Source organism: Hymenobacter norwichensis DSM 15439 (assembly GCF_000420705.1).
GTDB lineage: Bacteria > Bacteroidota > Bacteroidia > Cytophagales > Hymenobacteraceae > Hymenobacter > Hymenobacter norwichensis.
Genome location: NZ_ATVL01000006.1, coordinates 989568 through 1007756 on the forward strand (window position 1 = coordinate 989568; position 18189 = coordinate 1007756).

At 57.5% G+C, this 18189-nt stretch carries 18 protein-coding genes; 2 read left to right on the forward strand and 16 right to left on the reverse strand.

All coding sequences use genetic code 11. From position 1 onward, the window contains the following. Positions 1–66 precede the first annotated feature (66 nt). The 4 genes from G536_RS30375 to G536_RS32865 all read right to left on the reverse strand — a co-directional run bounded on the left by G536_RS30375 (position 67) and on the right by G536_RS32865 (position 3025). Positions 67–843: a DUF4129 domain-containing protein gene (locus tag G536_RS30375; protein WP_157530427.1), complete on the reverse strand. Its 777-nt coding sequence runs from the start codon at positions 841–843 to the stop codon at positions 67–69. Positions 844–888: 45 nt separating this feature from the next. Then, the gene (locus tag G536_RS0105440) at positions 889–1809 is read right to left on the reverse strand and encodes a hypothetical protein (RefSeq protein ID WP_022822575.1); all 921 of its coding nucleotides are present in this window, start codon (positions 1807–1809) and stop codon (positions 889–891) included. Between the two features lie 49 nt (positions 1810–1858). Next, positions 1859–2815 carry a stage II sporulation protein M gene (locus G536_RS0105445; protein ID WP_022822576.1) on the reverse strand — a complete coding sequence of 319 codons (957 nt, stop codon included), beginning with the start codon at positions 2813–2815 and terminating at the stop codon, positions 1859–1861. A gap of 78 nt (positions 2816–2893) precedes the next feature. Further along, positions 2894–3025, reverse strand: a complete 132-nt coding sequence (locus G536_RS32865; RefSeq protein ID WP_281170594.1) for a hypothetical protein — start codon at positions 3023–3025, stop codon at positions 2894–2896. Between the two features lie 72 nt (positions 3026–3097). Between G536_RS32865 and G536_RS0105455 the strand changes: the two genes are divergently transcribed. After that, entirely contained in the window at positions 3098–3835 is a 738-nt protein-coding gene (locus G536_RS0105455; RefSeq protein ID WP_022822578.1) for an RDD family protein, read from the forward strand. 95 nt (positions 3836–3930) lie between these two features. Here G536_RS0105455 and G536_RS0105460 read toward each other — a convergent pair whose 3' ends face one another. The 4 genes from G536_RS0105460 to G536_RS0105475 form a co-directional block, all read right to left on the reverse strand. Beyond that, positions 3931–5934, reverse strand: a complete 2004-nt coding sequence (locus G536_RS0105460; RefSeq protein ID WP_022822579.1) for a DUF4394 domain-containing protein — start codon at positions 5932–5934, stop codon at positions 3931–3933. 240 nt (positions 5935–6174) lie between these two features. Next, positions 6175–6894, reverse strand: a complete 720-nt coding sequence (locus G536_RS0105465; protein WP_022822580.1) for an SDR family oxidoreductase — start codon at positions 6892–6894, stop codon at positions 6175–6177. Positions 6895–7051: 157 nt separating this feature from the next. Beyond that, positions 7052–8596, reverse strand: coding sequence for a bifunctional GNAT family N-acetyltransferase/carbon-nitrogen hydrolase family protein (locus tag G536_RS26420; RefSeq protein ID WP_245575759.1), 1545 nt, complete (start codon positions 8594–8596; stop codon positions 7052–7054). 350 nt (positions 8597–8946) lie between these two features. Further along, positions 8947–10071, reverse strand: coding sequence for a T9SS type A sorting domain-containing protein (locus G536_RS0105475; protein ID WP_022822582.1), 1125 nt, complete (start codon positions 10069–10071; stop codon positions 8947–8949). 96 nt (positions 10072–10167) lie between these two features. Here G536_RS0105475 and G536_RS0105480 point away from each other — a divergent pair, with 96 nt between their 5' ends. Next, positions 10168–10647, forward strand: a complete 480-nt coding sequence (locus tag G536_RS0105480; protein WP_022822583.1) for a hypothetical protein — start codon at positions 10168–10170, stop codon at positions 10645–10647. A 78-nt stretch (positions 10648–10725) separates the two neighbouring features. Here the strand turns inward: G536_RS0105480 and G536_RS0105485 are convergent, their stop codons facing one another. The 8 genes from G536_RS0105485 to G536_RS26430 all read right to left on the reverse strand — a co-directional run bounded on the left by G536_RS0105485 (position 10726) and on the right by G536_RS26430 (position 18099). Then, positions 10726–11379: a CoA transferase subunit B gene (locus tag G536_RS0105485; RefSeq protein ID WP_022822584.1), complete on the reverse strand. Its 654-nt coding sequence runs from the start codon at positions 11377–11379 to the stop codon at positions 10726–10728. A gap of 123 nt (positions 11380–11502) precedes the next feature. Further along, entirely contained in the window at positions 11503–12810 is a 1308-nt protein-coding gene (locus tag G536_RS0105490) for a serine hydrolase domain-containing protein (protein WP_022822585.1), read from the reverse strand. A gap of 69 nt (positions 12811–12879) precedes the next feature. Continuing rightward, a complete protein-coding gene (locus tag G536_RS0105495; protein ID WP_022822586.1) occupies positions 12880–13581 on the reverse strand; it encodes a CoA transferase subunit A in 702 nt (233 codons plus the stop codon). A gap of 25 nt (positions 13582–13606) precedes the next feature. Continuing rightward, a complete protein-coding gene (locus G536_RS0105500) occupies positions 13607–14833 on the reverse strand; it encodes a carboxypeptidase-like regulatory domain-containing protein (protein ID WP_022822587.1) in 1227 nt (408 codons plus the stop codon). Positions 14834–14892: 59 nt separating this feature from the next. Next, positions 14893–15849: a bifunctional riboflavin kinase/FAD synthetase gene (locus G536_RS0105505; protein ID WP_022822588.1), complete on the reverse strand. Its 957-nt coding sequence runs from the start codon at positions 15847–15849 to the stop codon at positions 14893–14895. 134 nt (positions 15850–15983) lie between these two features. Next, complete coding sequence (gene truB / locus G536_RS26425) at positions 15984–16805, reverse strand: tRNA pseudouridine(55) synthase TruB (protein WP_022822589.1); 822 nt, start codon at positions 16803–16805, stop codon at positions 15984–15986. An 88-nt stretch (positions 16806–16893) separates the two neighbouring features. Next, the gene (locus G536_RS0105515) at positions 16894–17682 is read right to left on the reverse strand and encodes an undecaprenyl-diphosphate phosphatase (RefSeq protein ID WP_022822590.1); all 789 of its coding nucleotides are present in this window, start codon (positions 17680–17682) and stop codon (positions 16894–16896) included. Positions 17683–17793: 111 nt separating this feature from the next. Further along, positions 17794–18099, reverse strand: coding sequence for a DUF3098 domain-containing protein (locus G536_RS26430; RefSeq protein ID WP_022822591.1), 306 nt, complete (start codon positions 18097–18099; stop codon positions 17794–17796). Positions 18100–18189: the final 90 nt, after the last annotated feature.

Genomic DNA, 18189 nt, shown 5'->3' on the forward strand with positions numbered 1-18189 from the left:
AACTACGTTTTAATGGCTTAGAGCGACCAAAGTGCCAGGCACCAGATACGGAGCACTAGTGTTGGGTCAGGCGGCGCGGCGGGGAGCGGCCAGGAGCTGCTGGAATGCTTCACGGGTGGCGCGCGCCTGCGCGTAATGAGTGGGCGTAAGGTCGTCGTGCTCCCCATACCACACAAAATCAAACTGGCGGGTTAGCTCCCGGAAAGCGGGCGGCAGCGGGCCGGGGGGCAGCTCGTAGAGGTAGTCGTGGTTGGTTTTGTCGGGCTGCCAGCGAATCAAGCCTTGGTCGGTGAGCTGCTTGAGCACCTCCAGATAACCTAGGCGTACGGCCAAGCGGTAATTGCCGGTGGTTTCAGCCTCCCGCAACAGCGCCCCGAAATCCAGAGCGTGAATGTCTTCGGCATCAACGTCGTAGGAAAGCGGTGCCCGGCGGGCGCCCCGGCCGAAGGCGCGGGTGATGTCCACCTGCATGAGCTTTAGCACCACGAAAATGAGTACTGCAATCAGTGCGGCGTAGATGCCGTATTCCCAGACTATTTTACCAGAACGAGTCTCCAGCAGGTCGCCTAGCCAGCGCCAAAACCGCATCATCAGCAAATCCCAGGCGCTCTGTTCACTTTTTACGGTTACGTACTGAAACTCGCGCTGCTCCCGAAATTCCCGCAGCCGCGCCGGGGCAGGCTTGCGAAGGGCGATGGGGCTGTTCTGGTCGGGGGGCAGGTGCCTTGCGGGAACTGTGGCGGCGGGTTGCGGTGCGGCCGGCACAGGAGTAGCAGCCAGCAGCCAGCCCAGCGTCAGCAGCCAAAACAAGCACAACCGATAAGTGGAAACAAAAGAAAACACGCCGGATTTAAGTAAGGAAGAAAGCAGGAATAAGGGATAGGCGCTCTAGTATTCGCCTTCGTCATCGGGCCGGTAAGCGTGGTTATGCGCCACCGGAGCGGGGCCGTTGCCCAAGCTGTCTACCAAGCTGCGCAGCCCAATGCCTTCTTTGCGCTCTATCAGATTGAAATATTGAAACATCAGGGCCACCAGTAGCAGCGTGTACAGCATTACCCCGCCGGCAGAAGCTACAACGTTGCCGGCAATCAGGAACAAGTTGGAGCTAGCCCATTCCCACCCCAGCAGCTTGCCCACATACGGTACCACCTGCGGCAGTTGAAAAACCATGCCCATGAGTGCTACCAGAAGCGACATTACCACCGCAAGGCCAAACGTAGACCACCATTTACCCTTAATCAGAGAAATATTGCGGCTGATGGCGCTACCTACGCCTTTGTGCTCAAACGACTGAATTACCCAAATTAGGCTTACAGCAATGCTCAGATAAATCCCTGGAATAAATAGCAGCACAAAGCCCAGCCCAATAAGCACCACAGCCACCAGCCCCGAAACGGCCATGCGCGGGGCATCGTACTTCACCCGCTCGCCCACCAGCGCCGGAGTTACCTCCTGCTCGGGTGGCAGTTCCATCCGCACCTTCACGTAGCCATATACCGTGGCCGCCAGCAATGCATAGGAAATAAGGCTGACCAGCATGCCAAGCCACTGAAATGCACCAAACTGGTTGCTCAGACGGCCGAACGGAGTTGATGTGGAGCTGGCGCCTTCGGTAATCAAGCGCAGGGCGTTGGACTGGGCTAGCCCCAATAGAATGCCCATGAGCAAGGCCGCGGGCAGCACGAAGTAGATGAGGCAGCGGCCAAGCGGCTGCCAGTGCGCCATCACAAACTCGAAGGAAGCCGAAAACTTGTTGCTGAAGTCCCGCTCCTGCCGAAAATCAGACTCTTTGGTAAACTTTAATTGCATAGGTAGTTAGGTTGAATAAGCGGGGCGCAGTACGCTTTGCACTTGAGATTCAGAGGGCTTGCGGAGCTTGAGTTGCGGCTAGCCGGCGGGGATACACGATGAAATACCAAACAATGAAAGCCGCCGAGGAACCAATAATGAGCAGGCTCAGGGCCAGCGGCATTTCGGTGTGGCGGGTTACGAAACCTTCTAGAAAGCCCGCCACGATGAAAATCGGGACCAGGCCGATAGCCAGCTTCAGACCGTCGCGGGCGGCTTGCCGGAAGGCGTCGGCGCGGGAGTAGGTGCCCGGAAACAGCATGCCCCGTGCCATCACAAAGCCCGCGCCGCCCGCCAGCACAATGGCCGAAATTTCCAGGGTGCCGTGAATCCAGATGGTGAGCACCGACGGTAAAAGCACCCCTTTCTGGTAGAAGAAATATTGAAACGACCCCAGCATCACGCCATTGCGAAACAGCGCCCACACCGTGCCCAACCCCAGCGTAGCGCCCAGCGCATACGCCACCAGCGACACGTAAATATTATTGAGGGTAATCATCAAAAACATAGGAGCCTCGCTCTGGCCTTTGTACACAGCCATCGGGTCGCCCTTATCAATGTTTTCCAAGGTCCGGTTCACGTATGCATCGCCCAGCACCACCCGCACAAACGTGTCGTCGTAGGCCGCCGATAGTGCCCCTACCAGCGTGAAGACCGTGAACAGCACCAGCGACCAAGCCAGCGTGGTATGGTGGCGGGCCACCAGCAGCGGTAGCTCACGTGCCCAAAACTCCTTGAAGCGGCTGGTTTGCTCGGGCTTGTTTTTGTAGATGGTCTGGTGCTGCTTGGCCGCCAGGTCGTTGAGGTAGCGCGTGGTAGGCGAAGCCGGGTAAAAGGTCTGAGCGTAGGCCAGGTCGTCGGTGAGGGCCACAAACCGAGCCGCCAGCTCGTCGGGGTCGGTGGCAGCGGTGCTTTCGTACTGCTTCCAGCGGGCTTCGTTTTGCCGCAGAAATACCGCTTCGCGCATAAGATGCTACTTAACTAATGAGGTGATTGTAGGATAAGGATACGCTGCTGGGCTGGCCGAAAAGAACAGCTCGGATAGTTACTGCCAACCAGTTGCGGTGAAGGCCGGATTGCTGGCCAAGCAATCCGCCTCAACAATCAGCAGATAGGCACCAACAATCAGCCGGCAACTCCTAATTTGCAGCATGGTCAGCTTGGCGAAGAAAGTCAATTTTTCCGGGCTGCCCCGCATCCGGCCTTTATTAATTCCGGCGCTGCTGCGGCGCCACCAGCAATTCAGTTTATGAGTACTATCCGAGTACAAACCACCCAAAACGTTTCACTGGAATATGAGGTAGCCAGCTTAGGCGACCGGATAGTGGCGACCATCATCGATTACTTGGTGCTATTTGCTTGGCTGGCCGCCTGCGGAATCCTGGTTGCGCTAACAATCGGCTCGGTAGGGCAAGCATCCCCGGCCCTGGTTGTCATTATCATAGTGGCCTTGGTGCCCTACGTGTTCTACGATTTAGCAAGTGAAATCTTCTTCAACGGCCAGAGCATCGGCAAGAAAGCGCGCCACATCAAAGTGATGCGCCTGGATGGTACCCAGCCCCAACTCGGCGACTATCTGCTGCGCTGGCTGCTGCGCCTCGTGGATATGAGTCTGCCGGGGGTTGGGCCGCTAGTGGCCGTCATCACGATTCTGGCCAACGGCCGCGGTCAGCGCCTCGGCGACCTAGCCGCCGGTACCACTGTGGTAAGCACCCGGCCACGGCAGGCCGCCGGCGCGCTGGCGCCCATCATCACCCCCGCCGACTATGTAGTAGTGTTCCCACAAGCCGACCAACTTGCCGACCACGATGTGGCCACCATTCGGCAACTGCTGCAAAAGGGCCTACAGCACGACAATTTTGCGCTGTTGAATGAAGTGGCCAACAAAGTGAAAGACCTAACCGGTATCTACACCGACCTACCCGACGAAGCTTTCCTGCGCACCATTATCCGCGACCATGCCCATCTGGCCGCCACGCAAGGCTAACGCTGGAGAAATTCCAGAACCCACTATGTTATACACACAAAAAGGCCAACCCATTGCGGGTTGGCCTTTTTGCATGCGGTGAAGTTTGTGGCTCGCTATTCGGTGATGACAGCCTGGCGGGTACCAGCAGATTGGCCGTCGAAGCTGAGGCGGAAGAAATACATGCCGGCCGTTTGGCCTTTGCGGTTCCACTCGATGGTCTGGGGGCCAGCTGGGCGGAGGCCGGCATCAACCTGGTCAATGGTGCGGCCGAGGGCATCGGTTACGGTCAGCTGCACGCGGGAGGCGCGTGGCAAACCGAAGCTCAGCCGGGCTGCGCCAGCTAAAGGGTTGGGGTAGAGCGAGAAGTTGGTAGCTAGTTCAGCTTGGCGGCTGGAATTGACTACCCCAGCAGCTACCGCTATAGCAATGTTGCGGGCGGCTATACCGTTGCCGATGGCTCCTACCAAGGTAGCAGCACCCGTGGCTAAGTTCACGGTGTAGAGGGAGGTGTTAGCAGAAGTACCAGCGTTAGCCACCATGTAGGCCGTATTGGTGCCTTGGGCGGGGCTGAAAATATCCAAGTCCACGTTCGGGGTGGTGGCATTCACCGTAATTCCCGAAGCGCCAACGGCGGTAAGCTGCCCATCCTGAGGCGGGTTGGCAGTGGCCTGCGTGTTGAGTTGATTCAGGGTTAGGTCGTAGTTGTAAAGCGTGGTAGTCGACGTGGTGCCGGCTCCCATAAAGCTGTTGGTGTACGCTACAGCCCCAATGTTAGGCGTATTGGTGCCCGCGGTATACGCTACTTGTCCATCGGTAGCGGCCAATGCGCCGGTAATCGGGTTGAGGCGGTAATTGTTGCGGTTGGCACCCACCACCCGAATCCGGTCCACGGTAGGGTTGAAATCAAAGCCAGTTACGCCTGTGCCCAGTTCCAGACGAATAGGTGCTCCAATGGCCACCGCCGTCCCAGTTACAGAGTTGACGGTGTACAGCTGGGTGTTAGCCGCCGGACTAGCTACCGTTGGATCATACCCCAGCCCGTAGAGCGTATTGGTAGCAGGACGAATGTCCAGGCCAACCATGGTGAGGGTGGCGGCGGTGCCAGTGGGTAGCGTCACACCCAACGAAGTACGGATCAGGGTAGGCTGGGCGGTGTCAAAAGTAATCAGGTTGGTACCGGCCAGCGCGTAAGCCAGCTGGCCCGTAAGGGCGGGTAGCGTGGCAGGCCGGTTAATAGCAACGGTGATGTCGGTAATGGCTACAAACGCGCCAGTGCCCAGCGCGCCTACCGAAGTGGCGTTACCAGTGCTCAGGTTGACAGTATACAGCGTGGAAGTGGCAGTTGTGAGACCGGTGGCAATGGTCGTGGACATATACGCCACGTTGGTGCCATTGCTCGGATTGAAATAGATGTCAAGGTCCGAGGCCTGGAGCACACCGTTGGTAGCTACTCCCAAAGCGCCAACCGTGTTCAGCGTACCGTTGTTCGGCGGCACCTGCGTTACCAGCCGGCTGGCTGTTTCGTCGAGGTTGTAGAGCGTGGTACCCGTCGAGCCGATGTAGCTGTTCGTGTAAGCCGAAGACCCGATACCAGGCGTCTGGCCGGCGTTGGTGTCGGTAGTGGCATAAGCCAAAGCGCCATCGGTGGCGGCCAACGCCCCGTTGTTGGGGTTGAGGCGGAAATTGGTATTCGCGCCCGACGTTACCCGAATCCGGTCCACGGTAGGGTTGAAATCGAAGCCAATACGGGCCACATTGGTGCCCAAATTCAGAGTAAGGGCGGCGCCAATGGCCGTTGCGGCACCCGTGGTGCGGCTGATGGTATAGAGCTGTGCCACGGTGCCGGTTGGGTTGTAACCCAGCGCGAATACCTCACCTGTATTCGGGCGTACATCAATACCTACCAAGGTTTGGCCCGCTGTAACTCCGGTAATAGGCAAAGTGGCTGAGAACGTGCCGGGCGTGGTAGCACTGAACGTTACTAGGCTGCTTGTAGTGGTGCTAGTGGTGCTGAGCCCGTACACCGTTTGAGCCTGGGCGGCACCCACGGAGAGGCCTAGCGCAGCCAACCCCAACAAAGCAGTACGGAAAGGCCGGGAAGTAATTTTTCTGGTCATAAGATGGAAAGAGAAATGAATGGAAGGTGAGCAGATAGTGTCGTGCTCGATGATGTGCATACGAGCATAGCTTTCTATATGGATTTAATTTAATTTGCTTTTAATACATTGAAAATCCGTGTGTTAAGAAATTGGGTACAGCCTCAGAATGACAACGTGCTTAAAATGAGTGCTTCATAAAAAAACGGGTGGCCTTCCCGAAGAAAGCCACCCGTCGGGGTGCCCATAAAATTGTACTGATTACCAGGGTACCGGCTGGCCTTGCCACGTCACGAAGCTGCCGTTTTCCTCGGCATGCAGCTGCTCCGCCAAACGGATAATGCCCTTCGCCGACTCGGCCGGTGGTAGGGCCGCCGTGCTGCCACCCATACCGATTTGCACCCAGCCGGGGTCCACCAGAATGGAAATTACGCCGTAAGTGCCCACCTCGGCAGCCAAGGCGCGCATATACATATTCAAGGCGGCTTTACTGGCCGAGTAGTGGTATGGTTCAGCCGAGGCTTTCCAAGTCAAAGAGCCCTGCCCCGACGACAAGCTCACAATGCGGGCCTTGTTGGCAGCCTTCAGCAAGTCCAGAAACGCCTGCGCCACCAGCAGCGGCCCCACAGCATTCACTTTCAGAAAAGTCAGCGCATTGCCGGCCGTTAAGCCGCCCAGGTGCTGCTTAGCAGGGTCTTCGGGGCCGGCGCCGGGGAAAATACCAGCGTTGTTCACCAGCACATCCAACTGGTTGGTAAGGCCGGCTACAGTCTGGCGGGCAGCTTCGATGGAGGCTTCATCGGTTACGTCGAGCTGCACGAGGTGGAGCTTGTCGGCGTACTGGCTTTGCAGTTGGTGCAGGTCGGTGGCGGCTTCGGGTTGGCGGGCGGCGGCAAATACCGTGTTGCCGCGCTCCAGATACTGGCGGGTGAGTTCCAGACCCAAGCCCCGGTTGGCCCCGGTGATGAGGATGTTTTTCATGAAATGGGAATTGATGAGGAGTGAAACATTGGGAGCTGGGGGCCGAAGTTTAGGGAAATAAAAGCATGTTTAAGTGCAATTAACCCGCAAAACAATAAAAAAGCCGGTCGGGAACGTTCCCGACCGGCTTTCCGTGAAACAGTAAGAAGCCAGGGTACTATCCGGCCGCAACCGCCTTGCGCTTGCTCACGCGCGGATGCCGCTCTTCGGAGCCTTGGGCCAGCAGTTCATCGTCGCGGTCCGTCTTCTTAATGGTCCAGCTTAGCGAGTACAAATCCTTGCGTCGGTCGCGCAGGTTGCGCACCGCGCCGCTGGTATTTAGGTCTTTCAGCAGGTCCAGGTCGAGGTCGGCAATAAGGGTCATTTCCGTGTTCGGCGTGGCTTCGGCTACAATGGCGTCGTGAGGGAAGGCGAAGTCGGAGGGGCTGAACACGGCACTCTGCGAGTACTGGATGTCCATATTTTCAACGCGCGGGAGGTTGCCTACCGAGCCAGTAATAGCCACATAGCACTCATTTTCGATGGCCCGAGCCTGGGCGCAGAGCCGCACGCGCTGGTAGGCGTTCTTGGTGTCAGTCCAGAATGGCACGAACAGAATCTTCATGCCTTCGTCCGACAGCATGCGGCTCAGTTCCGGAAACTCCACGTCGTAGCAAATCAGGATGCCTATTTTGCCGAAATCTGTGTCGAAGCAGCGCAGCTTGTCGCCGCCGCGCATGCCCCAATAGCTGGCCTCGTCGGGCGTGACGTGCAGCTTATACTGTTCGTCCACGGTACCGTCGCGGCGGCAGAGGTAGCTCACGTTATAGAGCTTGCCGTCCTCGTAAAGCGGCATGGAGCCGGCAATAACGTTGATGTTGTAGCTCACGGCCAGCTCCATCATCTTGGTTTTGATGGGCTCGGTGAAGGCCGCCATCGAGCGGATAGCCACCGATGGCGACTCTTCATTGGTAAGAGCCATCATGGGCGCGTTAAAGAACTCCGGAAACAGCACGCAGTCGGCCTTGTAGCCCGATACGGTATCTACGAAGAACTCAATTTGCTGGAAAAAGTCTTCCAAGTCTTTTGTGGCGCGCATTTGCCACTGCACAATACCAATGCGCACGTTGCTTTTCTGGTTGCCAATCAGCTTATCGAATTCCTCATCGTAGTACACGTTGATCCATTCTAGCAGGGTGGCGTAGGCCTTGCTTTCGGAGTCATAGGGCAGATACCCGCGGATGATTTTGCGGACGTAGAAGTCGTTGGAGAGCTGGAACGTGAGAATGGGGTCAACCAATTCTTTGTTGCGCACCATCTCCACGTACTTGGCGGGTGTCATTTCCTCAGCGTACTGGTTGTAGCCCGGAATCCGGCCGCCGGCCACCATGGCGCGCAGGTTCAGGTTTTCGCACAGCTCCTTGCGGGCGTCGTAGAGGCGGCGGCCCAGGCGCAGGCTGCGGTACTCGGGGTCCACAAATACGTCCACGCCGTACAGCGTGTCGCCGTTGGCATTGTGGGTGTCGAACTTGCCGTTGCCTGTAATTTTAGCGTAGGTGTGCCGGTCGCCGAAGTCAGAATATTGTACGATGATGGCCAGCGCCGCTGCCACTACCTGCCCGTTGTCCTCGATGCAAATTTGGCCTTCGGGAAATTTCTTGAGCAGGTTGTTGTACTCTTCCTGCGACCAAGCACCCTCCATGTTGGAGTACACTTTGTCCATAATTCCCTGCACCACCTTGAAGTCAGCGCGCTTTAGAGTGCGCAGCACCAGTTTGTGCGCGGGTACAGCCGTGGGTGTGAGCCGCTCAATAGGGGCGCCGGCACTTTTGTCGGGGGCTACTTTCTTGGAGTGGCTGCCGCCCGTTTTGCCATTTGAACTCGTGGCCATATACGTCGGAAAAGAATGTCGTGAATGAAATGCTAAGATACCGCTCCGCTAAGCGGCTACGGCCCTAACAGTACGGCCACACAACAAGTTTGGCGGAAAAGTGGTGCAAACGAGCCCAAAAACGCCGGTTCTATTGAGGCATAATCGGCGTTTTTATCGTCTACAAAGACCTAGTGCGCGCGCTACTCCCGTACTATGCGGCGCACAGCTGCCCCGGTTTCGGTTTGCACCCGCAGCAGCGCCACACCCCGGAATGCGCCAAAGGCAGCAGCGGGCACCACCGTTGCGCGGGCGGCATGTGGTAGGGTGTAGTTGAACAATATGCGGCCCGCCAAGTCGGTGGCGGTGATGGAAACAGGGCCAGCCGCCGGCAGCAGCAAACGCAACGGCTCTGTGTTACGCACCGGGTTTGGGTATACACTCAAGGCGTTTTCTGGAAGCTGGTTTGTTGTGCTGAGTACTGACAGGCGCCGGTAAATGTCGCGGTATTCCACGCTGGCTACTACTTCCTGGTTGGCAATCCGCATGGTTGTAATGGTGAGCAAGGGTATATGTTGGCCTACTGCCAGCCATTTATACTCGCGGGTCACGGGTAGCGTAATTCCCTGGTTGACACCCATTGCTGAAACGCTGTCCTGGTCTTCGATGCGGGTAACCACGCGTACCGTCTGGAACGTGCCGAACGGCGTAGTCAGCGTCCCCCAGGCATCCACCCGGTTCACCCGTTTGCGACGCTGGCTTAGGTAGCCGGTGCCAGGCACGCTAACACTAAAAAACGAGGAGCTGGAGTCGGCCGCGCTGGCGTAGCTCACCGGGAAACGGTAGATAACGTCCTGCTGAGCGGCATTGGCATACGTAATAGGGACAGCCGTACCATTCACGCTGGCCCCGTAGCCCACCGACCGAAAATCAGCGGCCGAGGCATTGTAGAACTGGTATGGGTCGGTGATGGGCAAACCGATGCCAGGGGGCAGCGGAATGCTTTGGGGCGCGGCCACGGTGGCGCGGTTGCTGCCGCCCAGCACCGAGCTGAAGGTGAGCGTATAGAGCAGCTGATTGGGCACTGCAGTAAAGCGCGCTACGTTCTGGGCTATGGGTACCAACGTGCTGTAATTCCAGCTTTGGTTGGGGCCGCGCTGCGTGAGGGGCGGCACGCTGCTGGGCAGAATAGGAACGGCCATGCTCTGGCGCAAAGTGTCGGTGGGCACCGGCATATCGGTGCGGGTAATAACGGGCGAGGTTTGAGCCAGCGCCGAACCAGCAGTCAGTAATAAGAAAGCAAGGAAAGTTGCGTAGGAGTGGCGCATAGGCGAAGAGGTTGGAAGGCAAGGCATTGAACCCCCCGAATATAGCACCTACGCTGGCGTTAGGTAGCATCCGGACGAGCTGTTGTACCTTGCGGCATGCTTCCGCCCGAAGAACGTCGTCTGCAAACGTTGGGCCGGCTGCTGGCCTCGCCCGAAAGCTTTCCGCCCACTGCTTGGCTGTGCGCCCCGCCCGATGTGCACCGCTGGCAGCCTGCTATGCCCGCTGCTGTGCTGCTAGTAGCGGCAGCCGGCCAGGCTGTGCCCGCCCCGCACGGGCTAGTACGCACGCTGTTTATGGACGAAGTGCAGCTGGTGATGGAGCGCCTGCTCACGCAAGTGCCCGGCGCTCCCGATTGGTTGCGGGTGGATATTCTGGCCCGATACAAAACCGACTACGAGTTTCCGGCCCTCACCGGTCACCCCGACACCCTGGCCGACTACCTCGCCGAAGCCGTGCACGCCGGTGGCCTCAGTGCCCCTGCCGCATTGGCGCAGTTGCGGAAGTACTTCTCGCACTTCACCCCCGAAGCTGCCGCCCGCATCATGGCCCAGGCCTACCGCCGCACGCAGAAATAGCGAGGTGGTAGGCCTAGTGAGTTTAATTCTCAAGCCGTGCAATTGGCGCCAGCAGGACATCCAGCTCACCTGTTCATCTCATAAATTCATTTCTGGTACCTCGTTTGGAATCACCAGCTTACCGGCAGTAGCGGCTTGTATCTGCTCCACGCTCACGCCGGGCGCCCGTTCGCGCAGTACGAAGCCGTCGGGCGTTACGTCGAGCACGGCCAACTCGGTCACTATCTTTTTCACGCAACGCAAGCCGGTGATGGGTAGCGTGCAGGCCGGAAGGAGCTTGCTGCTGCCATCCTTAGCTACGTGCTGCATAGCCACGATGATGTTCTTGGCCGACGCCACCAAATCCATGGCGCCACCCATGCCTTTCACCATTTTGCCCGGAATCTTCCAGTTAGCAATGTCGCCGGTTTCGGAAACCTCCATGGCCCCCAGGATGGTCAAATCCACATGCTCGCCCCGAATCATCCCGAACGAATCGGCGGAGGAAAACAGGCTGGAACCGGGTAGCGTGGTCACGGTCTGCTTGCCGGCGTTGATGAGGTCGGGGTCTACTTCGGCCTCGGTAGGGAAGGGGCCCATACCCAGCAAGCCGTTCTCCGACTGCAATTCTACATTGATACCCGCCGGAATGTAGTTGGCTACCAGTGTTGGGATGCCAATACCGAGGTTAACGTAGTAGCCGTCGCGCACTTCCTGCGCTATTCGTTTGGCAATGCCGTGTTTATCTAACATGATGGATGGAATGGTGGGGTTGCGAGTTGTCGGTTATGAGTTGTTAGTTGCCAGTTGCCAGTTGCTAACAGTGAAGTGTACAACTATCATCCGGCAACTAGCAACTCATAACCGACAACTGAATTAGTTGGAAGACTTGGCAGGGAGAGGTGGACCGGCCACTGCTTGCCGGACTTGCAGTTTGTACTTGCCAGCTAGGTCACGGGCGGTGGTATTAGGGTACTTCTGGGTGTAGAGCAAAGCCACTACTTTCAGTTTAGGGTCCACCCAATACGTGGTACCGAAAATACCGCCCCACTCATAGGAGCCTTCCGACAGGCCAGAGGCTTCAGCGGTTTTGGCGGTGGTGATACTGAAACCCAGCCCAAACTTGTTCTGGCCTTGCTCTAAGGCTCCAATCTGGTTGCTGGTAATGAGCTGTACGGTGGCCGGTTTCAGGTAGCGCCGGCCGTTGTATTCGCCCCCGTTGAGCAGCATTTGCAGAAAAGCGGCGTAGTCGTCGATGGTGGATGATAGGCCCGCGCCGCCCGAAAAGTAGGTGCCTCTGTCCTTCGGATAATTGGGGTTCATGCCGTGCATGCCGCTTTGCTTGACGGTGGCCTTGGCTTCGTTTTCGGTGTAGAGGGCAGCCAGGCGATTTTGCTTGTCAGCGGGCAGGTAGAAATAGGTGTCGCGCATGCCCAACGGCTCGAACAGGCGGGTGCGCAGGTACTGGTCGAGGGACTGTTTGCTGAGCACTTCAATCAGGCGGCCCAGCACGTCAATGCTTAGGCCGTAGGTGAATTTCTCGCCCGGCTGGTGCATCAGCGGCAATGGCCCCAGCGCGTCCATAGCCGTAGCCAGCGTGCCGGCGGGCGTGCCAATACCGCTTGGCACGCCCGCTTTGGCATAAATGGCTTTGGCTTCTTTGCTGCCGATGATGGGGTAACCGATGCCCGAGGTGTGGGTGAACAAGTGCCGAATGGTTATTTCCGACTTGGCCGGCACAGTGGTGTAAGTGGAGTCCTTCTCGTTGAAAGTTGCCAGCACTTTGGGGTTGCGGAAGGCCGGCAAGTACTTGGAAATCGGGTCGTCGAGCTGGAATTTGCCTTCCTCGTAAAGCAGCATCAGCCCGATGCTGGTAATGGCCTTGGTTTGGGACGCAATCCGGAAGATGGCGTCGGGCTTGAGGGGCGTTTTGGCCCCCGTATCATCGTAGCCGAAGGCTTTGCGGTAGACTATTTTGCCGTCGCGGGCTACCAAGGCAATAGCGCCGGGCACCCGGTTGTCGGCTGTGTACTCCTCCAGCAACCGGTCGATGCCGGGCATGGGAGCCAGGCTGGTTGTGAGGGTTTGCGCTTTAGCGGGCTTCGACTTGGCCGTGGTGGCCGTTTGGGCGTAAGCTTGGCCGCCAACAGCCAGCGTGAGGAACAGAAAAACGGTGTTTTTCATAGCGTAGATTAATTTCTCGCAAAGGAAAAGCGCAGAGGTGCGCAGTGCGCGGGTCTTAGCACAGATATACTAGTTGATAGCTCGAACGGTGCGCTGCTCGATGCGCTTTTCGTAGTTGTTACCTTGAAAGATGCGCTGCACGAAGATGCCCGGCGTATGAATCTGGTTGGGGTCTAGCTCGCCGGCGGGCACTAGTTCCTCTACTTCGGCTACCGTGATTTTACCGGCCGTGGCCATCATCGGGTTGAAGTTGCGGGCAGTGCCTTTGTAGATAAGGTTGCCGGCGGTGTCGCCCTTCCAGGCTTTCACGAAGGCATAATCGGCTTTCAGCCAGGTTTCCAGTAAATACATTTTGCCATAGAACTCCTGGCTGGGCTTGCCCTCACCAACCTCCGTGCCGTAGCCAGCGGGCGTATAAAAGGCCGGAATACCGGCTCCCCCGGCCCGAATCCGTTCGGCCAAGGTTCCTTGCGGCAGCAGTTCCACTTCCAACTCGCCGCTTAGCAGCTGCCGTTCAAACTCGGCGTTTTCGCCTACGTAGCTGGAAATCATCTTGCGCACCTGCCGCTGCTGCAAAAGCAATCCAATGCCAAAATCATCAACGCCAGCATTGTTGCTGATGCAGGTCAGGTCTTTCACGCCGAGGCGCAGGATTTCCTGAATGGAGTTTTCGGGGATGCCACACAAGCCAAAGCCGCCCAGCATGAGGGTCATGCCATCGGTGAGGCCATGCAGGGCAGTTTGGGCGTCGGGAACTACTTTGTTGATCATAAGGCAGCGGGTGGAATTCGGTGGATTAGCGAGGAGAGGTACTATGTGGCGGTTGGTAATCGAGGGGTAAAAGTTCACCCATTTTCTCGAATGCCCAGTACTCATCGGTTAAAACGGCCAACGGTTCCACTAACTGGCCGTTAGGCAGAATCTCAACTTCCGGCTGCGTGAGCGTCAGCAACGAAATCTGCCGCGTAGGCCGGGCAACAGAACCGGGCGGGGCGCCGAACGGCTGTGCTGGCTGGTAGAGCGGGTCGGGAGCTTCGCGCAAGTAGCTGACTTGCAGATAATCAGGAAAGCGTAGGTACACTCGTTCAGGAGTCAATTCAGCCCGGCGCAAACTGTCGATGGGGCGCTCCGCCATATAAAGCATGGAAAAGTTGGGTGGCACTTGCCGCCACCGACTGATGGAATCCATTTCCGCGGCGGTTAGTGCTTGGTTGCGGCGGGCGCGCAGCAACGCTTTGCGCAGGCTGTCGGTGTGGGCAAATCGGGGGTTGGGCACGATGCGCAGCTTCCGCACCAAAAAGCCCTGTTGAGCTAAGTCGTTGTTGCGCACACTTTTCAGAAAGTGCGTCAGGGAGCCCCGGTAGGCTTTTTCGCGGTTGGTGAGCCAGAGTTGCCGCTGTCGGGCATTGCGCGGCGTCATCTCCTCGAAAACCGGCCAGCCATAAAACGACACATATTGCTGCTTGAAGTTCAAGGTGAATACTAGCCCGTAATACTTGACTCGATAGCCCAACGCCGCATTATCAACCTGCACAAACGTGGGGCTGCTGGCGGTTAGCTGGTTTTGCTCGGCATCAAAGGCCACCAGTACGGCATCGGGGTTGCGGATGCGACACTGCCGCGAAAAGCTGGTGCGTCCCAGAAACGTTTCGGCAAACTTGCGGTAGTCACTTTCGCGGTTCGGGTTGGGCCGCACCGTCACGCCACTTAGCTGCTGGGCCGACGGAGTGAGCGGTAACTCTAGCGGCTGCGCGCCATTGCGCACCGTTATGCGGCGCTTGAACAGCTTGTACCCCACATAAGACACGATAAGGTCGTAGGGGCCGGCGGGCACGTCTTTTATCGTGAACTGCCCGCTGGCGTTGGTAGAGGCGCCGTACGTGGTATTCGCCAGAAACACGCTGGCAAGCTCCAACGGCTTTTGCGTCAGAGAGTCTCGTATGGTACCATCCAGCGTGCCTTGCGCCCAGCCAGAGGTGGCGTCTATCAGCAGAAAGAGCAGCAGAACAGCTACATAACGCACGCTAGATGATGCACAACGGGCTGGTGATGAGCAACACGTTATCATGCACCTCACTGATTTCACCCACCCACCAAGTGCTGCCGGGCCGCGTCGGCATCCAGCGCCAGCTGGGCTTTCAGGGCATCGAGGCCGTTGAACTTCTGTTCGTCGCGCAGGCGGGCAATGAACTGCAACGTGAGTAGCTGCCCGTATAAGTCGCCGCTGAAGTCCAGCAGGTGCGCTTCAATAGTTTCAGCCAGGTCGCCGCCTACGGTAGGCCGCACCCCAATGTTGAGCATGGCTTCGTGGTGAGTGCCAGCGGCGGTGGTAGCCATTACAGCGTACACGCCCCGGGCCGGAATCAGCTTAAGCGGCTCTTCTACGCGCAGGTTGGCAGTCGGCCAGCCAATGGTACGGCCCAGTTGCTGGCCCTGCGTTACGGTGCCGGTGAGCTGGTAGGGGTAGCCTAGGTAGCGGCTGGCCGTCAGGATATCGCCGCTTTCGAGGGCGCGCCGAATGCGGGTGCTGCTTACGCCCACGGCGTCCACGTCTTCGCGCGGAATTTCCTCCACGCTCAGGCCATACCGGTCGGCGTGCTGACTTAGGTAGTCGAAGCTGCCTTCCCGGTTTTTACCGAAGCGGTGGTCGTAGCCAATCACCAGCTTACCCGCGCCAACCGTGTTCAGGAGGATGTTCTGAATGTATTCTTCCGAAGTCCAGGACGAAAACTCCTTGGTGAAAGGCACTACTAGCAGGTAGTCAACACCAAATTCAGCCAGTTTCGCGGCTTTTTCTTCCAGCGTGCTGAGTAGGCGTAATGCCAGCAGCTCGGGGTGGGAGGGCGGCGGCCCCAGTACCAGGCGCGGGTGCGGCCAATAGGTGATAACCACCGTCGGCCCGCCGCTCTGCTCAGCCACTTCGCGCAGCCGTCGCAGAATCTTTTGGTGCCCTAGGTGCACACCATCAAATGTGCCACTGGTGACAACCGCCTTGCCCTGAAGATGCGGAAACTGCGCCGGGTCCCGAACGACTTGCATAAACTACTGGTTTTGCGCTGATTGAATTGGGTGCGTTGCTTACGGCTGGCGTATTGAAAAAGCGCCAGACAATGTGCGGGCAACGTCTTTTGTACGAGGCCCAACAGATGCTGGTCCGCATTCCAAGGCGAAAGTTATTCCGAAGCGCTGTTAGTAGTGCTATCCGGTTCGGTGGCCGCGTTGTTGGCGTTGAAATACTCCAGCCCAGCGCGACGCTCCGGTCGGCGTTGTTTCTGCTGGCGGGGTGGCCGGGCGGTTTCGCCTTCGGGCCGCGGTGGACGCAAGGCGTCAATCTGTTGCATATTCAGGGCCTCCGCTAGGCGGTACTCCCCAATGCGGGTGCGCACGAGCTTGGTGAGGTGGGCGCCGCAGCCCAGGGCCACGCCAAAGTCGCGGGCGAGGCTGCGGATATAGGTGCCTTTCGAGCAGGTCACGCGGAAATCTATTTCGGGCAAGGCAATGCGGGTGATTTCAAACTCTCGGATAGTGACTTGCTTGCTCTTAATTTCCGCTTCGCCGCCGCGCCGCGCCACTTCGTACGCCCGCTCACCGTTTATTTTTACGGCCGAAAACAGTGGGGGCGTTTGCTCAATCAGGCCGGTGAAGGCCGTGGTAGCTTCCCGTATTTCTTCTTCGGTGAGGTGCTCGAATGGTAGCTCAGCGTCCACGGGCGTTTCCAGGTCGAAGCTAGGGGTGGTTTGGCCGAGGCGGAATGTGCCAGTATACTCCTTTTCCTGCGCCTGAATTAGGTCGATTTCCTTGGTTTTCTTGCCAGTGCACAAAATCAGGAGGCCGGTAGCCAGCGGGTCGAGGGTGCCCGCGTGCCCGATTTTTTTGATGCGCAGCGTGTTTTTTACTTTGCGCACCACGTCAAACGAAGTCCAAGTGAGAGGCTTGTCAAGCAGCAAAACTTCGCCGGCTTCAAAATCGAACGGGGAAAAAGGAGTATCAGACATTAGACTAACGCTTAAAAAAGAACGTCATGCAAAGGTCTGACCCCTGCATGACATTGCGCCCGGTTACAGGCAAAAAGATACTGTTTCCTTAAATCAGCTGCAACGGAATGCCTAGCCCAATCATCACCAGGATAATAAGCCCCACAATGATGCGGTAGAAGCCAAAGGCCCGGAATCCAAAGCGCGACACGAAATCTACAAACGACTTCACGGCCAGCAGCCCCACCACAAACGCTACCACGTTGCCGAACAGCAGCAGCTTCAAGTCGTCGGCGCCGGGCGCACTCACTTTGTAGGTTTTGTAGAGTTGATACGCCGTGATGACGAACATGGTAGGCACGGCCAGCAGAAACGAAAAGTCGGCCGCCGAGCGCCGGTCGAAGCCTTGGGCCAAACCCCCGATGATGGTAGCCGCCGAGCGCGACACGCCCGGTATCAGGGCGATGCACTGAAACAACCCGATTTTGAGCGCCTGCATGGTATTGGGCGTAGTTACCTCCTTACGCGGACCGGAAAACCACTTGTCCACGAACAGCAGCACAATACCACCCAACACCAACGAAACGGCCACTACCGTCACGCTTTTAAGCAACTCCTCAATCACATCTTTCAGCAGAAAGCCTAGTATGCCAAACGGCAGGAAGGCCACAATCAACTTCACGTAGAAATCAATGCTTTGCAGGAAACGACGCCAGTACAGCGCCACTACCGACAGGATAGCCCCCAGCTGGATAGACGTAATATAGGTTTCGGTGAATGGTAACTGACCGATACCTAGTAGGTTAGCAACAATAACCATGTGGCCGGTACTGGAAACCGGAAGAAATTCAGTGAGGCCTTCAACGATGGCCAATAGCAGCGCGTGCCAGTAATTCATAAGTAGGATCTTGTGGACTCAAGGTCTTGGGCGCTTGGTTTAACGCTTGGCTGATGTTCGGGTTCGAATAGACCACTTCAGAACGTTAGCCAAACCTAAAGGCCCTGTGTATTAACGCTTGTAGGTTGGGACCACTGGTGCGGCGGGAGCAGGCTGCTGCGCCAGCGTTTCGCGGGTAGTGGCGTCGGCGGCAATGGGAGCGGGGCCGTGCGGCCGGGCCATGATAGCCCAAAACTCAATCAGAAACCCGATAATCAGCAGAATAGGCCCCAGTGTAATACCGAGGAATCCTTCGCCGTAATCGGCCGTGTCTAGCGTCATCGTGATGAAGCCGGCCGCCAGTACGGCCAGTCCGATGAACATCAAACGGTAATTGCGGGTCCCGAAAGCAAAGCGAGGTTGTTGCGTAGGTTCCATGAGGCTTATGGTCTTAGTTGATTAGGATCTTAGTTTAGTAGAGGCCTGAGGCTTGGAGATTCAGAAAGTTAGTACATCATCTAGCCGCCT

Excerpts from the sequence above, each read along its gene's own strand:
- G536_RS0105440 (WP_022822575.1), bottom strand. The coding sequence starts at position 1,809 with ATGCAATTAAAGTTTACCAAAGAGTCTGATTTTCGGCAGGAGCGGGAC.
- G536_RS0105445 (WP_022822576.1), bottom strand. The coding sequence starts at position 2,815 with ATGCGCGAAGCGGTATTTCTGCGGCAAAACGAAGCCCGCTGGAAGCAG.
- G536_RS0105455 (WP_022822578.1), top strand. The coding sequence starts at position 3,098 with ATGAGTACTATCCGAGTACAAACCACCCAAAACGTTTCACTGGAATAT.
- G536_RS0105460 (WP_022822579.1), bottom strand. The coding sequence starts at position 5,934 with ATGACCAGAAAAATTACTTCCCGGCCTTTCCGTACTGCTTTGTTGGGG.
- G536_RS0105465 (WP_022822580.1), bottom strand. The coding sequence starts at position 6,894 with ATGAAAAACATCCTCATCACCGGGGCCAACCGGGGCTTGGGTCTGGAA.
- G536_RS26420 (WP_245575759.1), bottom strand. The coding sequence starts at position 8,596 with ATGGACAAAGTGTACTCCAACATGGAGGGTGCTTGGTCGCAGGAAGAG.
- G536_RS0105475 (WP_022822582.1), bottom strand. The coding sequence starts at position 10,071 with ATGCGCCACTCCTACGCAACTTTCCTTGCTTTCTTATTACTGACTGCT.
- G536_RS0105480 (WP_022822583.1), top strand. The coding sequence starts at position 10,168 with ATGCTTCCGCCCGAAGAACGTCGTCTGCAAACGTTGGGCCGGCTGCTG.
- G536_RS0105485 (WP_022822584.1), bottom strand. The coding sequence starts at position 11,379 with ATGTTAGATAAACACGGCATTGCCAAACGAATAGCGCAGGAAGTGCGC.
- G536_RS0105490 (WP_022822585.1), bottom strand. The coding sequence starts at position 12,810 with ATGAAAAACACCGTTTTTCTGTTCCTCACGCTGGCTGTTGGCGGCCAA.
- G536_RS0105495 (WP_022822586.1), bottom strand. The coding sequence starts at position 13,581 with ATGATCAACAAAGTAGTTCCCGACGCCCAAACTGCCCTGCATGGCCTC.
- G536_RS0105505 (WP_022822588.1), bottom strand. The coding sequence starts at position 15,849 with ATGCAAGTCGTTCGGGACCCGGCGCAGTTTCCGCATCTTCAGGGCAAG.
- truB (WP_022822589.1), bottom strand. The coding sequence starts at position 16,805 with ATGTCTGATACTCCTTTTTCCCCGTTCGATTTTGAAGCCGGCGAAGTT.
- G536_RS0105515 (WP_022822590.1), bottom strand. The coding sequence starts at position 17,682 with ATGAATTACTGGCACGCGCTGCTATTGGCCATCGTTGAAGGCCTCACT.
- G536_RS26430 (WP_022822591.1), bottom strand. The coding sequence starts at position 18,099 with ATGGAACCTACGCAACAACCTCGCTTTGCTTTCGGGACCCGCAATTAC.